Annotated in this window: 5 protein-coding genes; 1 reads left to right on the forward strand and 4 read right to left on the reverse strand. The window is 56.9% G+C overall.

Annotated elements, in window-relative coordinates; genetic code table 11:
- Nucleotides 1–388 (forward strand): DJ-1/PfpI/YhbO family deglycase/protease (locus VGE80_RS10190; protein ID WP_440592588.1); only part of this gene is annotated, 388 nt, incomplete at its 5' end.
- A 351-nt stretch (nt 389–739) separates the two neighbouring features.
- Here the strand turns inward: VGE80_RS10190 and VGE80_RS10195 are convergent.
- The 4 genes from VGE80_RS10195 to VGE80_RS10210 all read right to left on the reverse strand — a co-directional run bounded on the left by VGE80_RS10195 (nt 740) and on the right by VGE80_RS10210 (nt 5,116).
- Complete coding sequence (locus VGE80_RS10195) at nt 740–1,762, reverse strand: DUF3500 domain-containing protein (RefSeq protein ID WP_373652877.1); 1,023 nt, start codon at nt 1,760–1,762, stop codon at nt 740–742.
- 86 nt (nt 1,763–1,848) lie between these two features.
- A complete protein-coding gene (locus tag VGE80_RS10200; protein WP_373652878.1) occupies nt 1,849–2,184 on the reverse strand; it encodes a histidine triad nucleotide-binding protein in 336 nt (111 codons plus the stop codon).
- Nucleotides 2,185–2,339: 155 nt separating this feature from the next.
- Nucleotides 2,340–3,551, reverse strand: a complete 1,212-nt coding sequence (locus tag VGE80_RS10205; protein WP_440592589.1) for an aminotransferase class I/II-fold pyridoxal phosphate-dependent enzyme — start codon at nt 3,549–3,551, stop codon at nt 2,340–2,342.
- A gap of 8 nt (nt 3,552–3,559) precedes the next feature.
- Entirely contained in the window at nt 3,560–5,116 is a 1,557-nt protein-coding gene (locus tag VGE80_RS10210; RefSeq protein WP_440592590.1) for an MFS transporter, read from the reverse strand.
- Nucleotides 5,117–5,241 lie beyond the last annotated feature (125 nt).

The following is a 5,241-nucleotide window of genomic DNA, read 5'->3' on the forward strand; positions in this document are numbered from 1 at the left end:
CTTCACCTTGAACAGTACGTTCGCTGATGTCAAACCCGATGACTACGTCGGTCTGGTGATTCCAGGTGGAAGAGCTCCCGAGTATCTGCGACTGAACGAAGCCGTTCTGAACATCGTTCGATCCTTCGCCCAGAGCAACAAGCCCATCGCTGCCATTTGTCACGGAGCACAACTGCTGACCGCAGCAGGGGTCCTCAAGGGACGTCGATGCAGCGCTTACCCCGCTTGCGGCCCTGAAATTACCGCTGCAGGGGGACAGTACGTCGCCATCCCGATGAATCAGGCCTACGTCGACGGCAACATCGTCACCGCACCCGCCTGGCCCGCTCATCCGGCATGGCTGTCTGAGTTCACGCGGATTCTCGGAGCCAAATTCACACTCTCGTAGCCGTCCTGCACTGAGTATGAAAGTCCACCAGTGTGGATGGTCCCGTCGGACGAGATCAGACGGGACCAACGCGATTGTTCGTTCAGGCAACCAGGACCATGAGCTGCTGACGCAGCGAGATCGCGTGGATCTACGTGGCATCCGTGACTGGTCGACGACAGAGACTTGGTTTGCTGCTTGCACTTTTTGCCCCCCTCTCGCGGCGTGATCTTCGAACAACGCCTGCCCCAGACGCAGCTGACCGCGCGCGAATAAGGCCGGGGTCGTGAAACCCCGGCCTTTCGTAGTCTGATCACCGCGATCTCAATCCCCCCCGTGGCCTGCAGGCCATTGGGGAATCGGAAAACACGCTTATTTTTTCACCGGCAGAGCGAAGTCACCGGCAAGGTTTCGCCACATCGAGTGCACGTGGTTGGCGTTGTTCTGAGTATTGTTGTACTCGATCACGAACGTCGGGCCCTGGACGCGATAGTGGTGAGCCTGATGAAGATCGGGTTCGCCGTACCAGGCGAAGGTGACCTTATCGAGTCCAGCCGATTTCAGAGCGTCACGACGCTCATTCTGAATGTCTTCGGGCAGATTCTTGAGGTACTCGCCCAGCAGTTCCTGAAGCAGCTTCTTCTGGTCGTCTGACATCTGACTGACCGGCAGACCAACGGGATCCTTGACGGCAGCCTGTGGTTCGTTTGGACCGGGGACTTCGCCGGGAGCTTCCTTACTGATCCAGCACAACTTCTGTTGCTCGGGAGTACAGAGCTTGAGAATCTGACGAGCAATATCTTCTTCGGGACCGAGAACGCGAATCTGACGGCCGAGGCCGGCTTCGATCGTCCCCGGATTGGCTCCGAAAAATTCGGGAGTGCTGGAAATGACTTTTCCGTCTTTCACGCTGAAGTTCAGACTCAGGTGATGCCCTTCAAGTCGCCAGCCCCACAAACCGGTCTCGGAGGGTTCCCCGAAAACAGTCAGATAGTAGTTATCAGGATCACGTCGCTGTCGGCGAGCCGTTCGCTCGCCCGGTTCGATCAGATACAGGACTTCTTCCAGGCTCATCACATTCAGGACCTGATCGTAGCCCGCTTCCGACAGACCACTGCGAATCAGCTTGTGAGCCGTCTGGAGAGGAGCACCTTCCAGCGCCTTGAGTGGCAGACCTTTCCGCTCGCGCGGGATAAAGTGCCAGTTCAACCGTTCGGGATCGTCATAAGTGTAGGTCGCCTGCTTCCGCTGTTCGGGTGAAATCGCAGCGAGAAACCCTTTTGCAGCCTCTGCCATCCCCAGTCCCGTTTTGGGCTCTGGCTTTGATTGCGCGACCAGCAGTGCACCCATTGCACAGAGGACAGTGAAAGCGAGAGTCAGCTTCCGAGATGCCATGACTTTTCTCCCTGAATGTCAGACGGTGATGCGAATTTTGGTGGTTGCTCTTCGAAATTTCAGACGCGCTTTGGCTGAGCCAGAACTTAGCCCGGTGGCCAGGCCAGCGAGCGTCCGCCGAGCAGATGAACATGCAGATGATCAACCGACTGCCCGCCATCGCGGCCGCAATTAATGACGGTCCTGTATCCGTTGGTCAGGTTTTGCTCGACAGCGACTTTCCGGGCAGTGACGAGCAAATGCCCCAGAAGTGCCTCGTCTTCGTCCGTCGCATCGGCGAGCGACGGAATTGGTTTTTTAGGAATGATCAAAATGTGCGTGGGGGCTTGGGCATGAATGTCTCGAAAGGCCAGGCACTGGTCATCTTCGAACACGATTTCGGCGGGAATTTCGCGGTCGATGATGCGTTGAAAAATCGTCATAGTGGCAGATCCCTTTCAGACGTCGGTCCGAGTGCAAGTCGCCTCACCGAAACTACTGTGGACAGGAACGGTCTCGACCGCGATGCCTCTGCTTGCTGCCAGTAACCATGGCAGACATCCCAGTTGGGCGACGGTAACAAAAGCCTGCGTTGAACTCAAACATCTAACGCTGCTTCCAACCGAAGTCCTGCTAATAAGTTGCCAATGTGGTCGGCCAGTTCCACAACGGCATCGCCAGGAAGCTCACAATTAATTGTCACCCGCAGGCGCGAGGTGCCCGCAGGGACAGTCGGGGGTCGAATCGCCGCCACGAGAAAACCGACCTTCTGCAGTTGCTCGGCCACCGAAACGGCTGCATGGGGATCCCTGATTTCAATCGGGACGATCGGTCCAACGGAGCCTGCACGTGGATGGATTCCTCGGACCTGTAATTCGTTTCGGAACAGGGAAGAAAGGTGATGGAGCCGCGTCCGCCGGCAGGGATCCGTCCGAATGATCTCGAATGCCGCAATTGCCGCGGCACAAAGAGCAGGGGGGAGCGCGGTCGAATAAACCTGAGTCCGAGCCTTGTTCCACAGATAGTCAATCAAAGTCTGACTTCCTGAAACGAATCCCCCCAAGGCTCCAATGGCCTTACTGAGCGTCCCGATCCGCACAGCAATTCGATCCTCGACGTGCTGGAGTTCGGCGACACCTCGTCCCAGAGAACCAAAAACACCTGTCCCGTGGGCCTCATCCACGATCAGGCCTGCCCCCGCCACTTCGGCAATCTCGCAAAGAGCGGGAAGAGGTGCCAGATCACCGTCCATGCTGAAGACAGTGTCAGTGACAATCCACAGGCGACGTGCGGATTCGCGGGAAAGCGACTTCCGCAGCCCGTCGAGGTCTTCGTGACGGTAAACCCGGAGTCGAGCCCCGGACAGCCGACAGCCATCGACAAGACTGGCGTGATTGAGCCGATCACAGAACACGGCATCGCCCGGCCCAGCCAGAGCAGCCACGGTCCCCAGATTTGCAGCCATCCCTGTTGGAAAGAGGATGGCAGACTCGGTCCCTTCGAACTCCGCAATCGCTGATTCGAGTGCGGAATGCAGATCGGTCCGGCCAGAGACGAGCGGGCTGGCTTTTGATCCAACCCCGTGCGATTTGAGTGCCTCTTCTGCGGCCGACTGCACGGCAGGATCAGAGGCGAGTCCCAGATAATTATTGGACGCGAAGTCCCAGACCTCGCGTCCATGAATCATGATCCGGCCAGAGCGCCCGGCGACGGACTGACTGAACGGCCGAACTTCACGGCGATGACGGAACAATCCGTCATCGCGTAAAGATTGCAATTCGTCAGCAAGCCAGCCGAGCGGATTTGACATCGGGACGTTCAGTGCTCGTTACCACCGTAGACCTCATCCGCACCAACGGGTGAGATGTGAACAGCTTTGTAACCGCCCGTGGCAGAGAAGTAGAGGATCATCAACAAATAGCCCCCCGCCATGGCCAGCGGCACATACGACGTCAATTGCAACGCGCGACGTCCACCATACAGCACGGCGCTGTCGACAACAGTCTTGTCCTCGGTCGCGGTTTGCTGGGTTTCAGCCCACCATCCAACCAGTTCACTCTGTGGCTTACCGGCTTCCGTATTGATCTTGTCCTCACGGGCCAGTTCCTTACCACCGTCCTCCAGCACACCGACTTTTCGACCGTCGAGTCCATAGACTTTGAAACCGAAGAAGCTGTTCTCGGTAGCAGACTTATACCGCTCGTAAACGGCAGGCGAATCTTCTTTCAGACGATGAGAGGCGTTGAAGTCCTGCTTGAAGCCGATACCAGGCCCCCCGAGCAGACCAGCAGAAAGCATCCCGATCCCCCCCAGTGCACCAATCGTGATGGCTCCACCCTTGGGAAACTGTTCGGACGCAACGGCCAGCATGGTCGGCCACAGGAAGGTTTTGCCACAAGCATAAATCGTTGCAGCGACGACGCACAGCATTGCTGTGTTGGCGACCCCCAGCATCTGCAAACCGGCGAAACCGAGCAGACTGCTGACGAACAGAAGTCCCAGTGGCGAAATCCGATGGACGATCGGGCCTGCGAAGAATCGCAAAGCAAACATCAGGGCAGAGGTATAGACGAAGAGCATCAGACCGTTTTGTGGTGACTGCATGATCGATCCGGTGATTTTTGCAATCCACGAATCGGTTCCCAGTTCGACGTAGCCAACCAGAGCATGCAGCAGCATCAAGACGATCATCAAAGGAGCAAACAACTGGATGAACATTGTCCCGTAGCTGACGCCAGCATCGCTGGCTTCAGACTTAGGAAAGCGCTGTCCCAGCACCATTGCTCCATACAGCACGACGGGGACCAGGAAGATTGACATCTGGATCATCCAGTCAACCGGTTCCCCTTTGTCCGGGTTCATGAAATAGCTGGCCAGACCGCCAATGATCAAACCACCCGGCCAACCTGCGTGCAGAATATTGAGGTAGTGAGTCTTGTTGTTGGGGAACAGAGTCGCAACAAGCGGATTCACAACTGCTTCGCAAATACCGTTACCGACGGCGAACAGGAACATACCCCAGTAAAGGCAGTTAAACGCCGCCACTTTACCACCTGTCTGGTAGGCATATCCTGCGGAAAGCGTGACCACGGCAGAGATAAAGTGGGCCAGAAATGCCAGCGCCATCAGTTTGCCATAGCCGACTTTATCGGCAATGAACGCCCCTGCCAGAATGATGAGGCCGGCACCCACCAGACCACCACCGGTGATCTGGCCCAGTTCCGTCATTGTGAAACCGAACTTATTGGCCCACTGTGTCAGGATACCGCCGCGGATTGAGAAACCGACACCCGCTGCCAGAATTGCCATGAAGCCAGCCCACAGCAGCCGCTGGGCGTTCGACGACGGCACACTTTCTTTGCTTTCACCACTCATTGTTGAACTCATCTACAAAAGGATTGAGAAGGCGCTTCCCTGCGAACCACTCCGTGCGGTCATCGAGGCCCGTCCGCCAGATGATCGGACGAAAGGCACGGCATGCTAACCGGTACAGGTTCTAC

It is taken from the genome of Schlesneria sp. (assembly GCF_036405755.1).
GTDB classification, from domain to species: Bacteria; Planctomycetota; Planctomycetia; order Planctomycetales; family Planctomycetaceae; genus Schlesneria; species Schlesneria sphaerica.

Coding starts and splice junctions, on each gene's coding strand:
- VGE80_RS10195 (WP_373652877.1), bottom strand. CDS start 1,762: ATGGCATCTCGGAAGCTGACTCTCGCTTTCACTGTCCTCTGTGCAATG.
- VGE80_RS10200 (WP_373652878.1), bottom strand. CDS start 2,184: ATGACGATTTTTCAACGCATCATCGACCGCGAAATTCCCGCCGAAATC.
- VGE80_RS10205 (WP_440592589.1), bottom strand. CDS start 3,551: ATGTCAAATCCGCTCGGCTGGCTTGCTGACGAATTGCAATCTTTACGC.
- VGE80_RS10210 (WP_440592590.1), bottom strand. CDS start 5,116: ATGAGTGGTGAAAGCAAAGAAAGTGTGCCGTCGTCGAACGCCCAGCGG.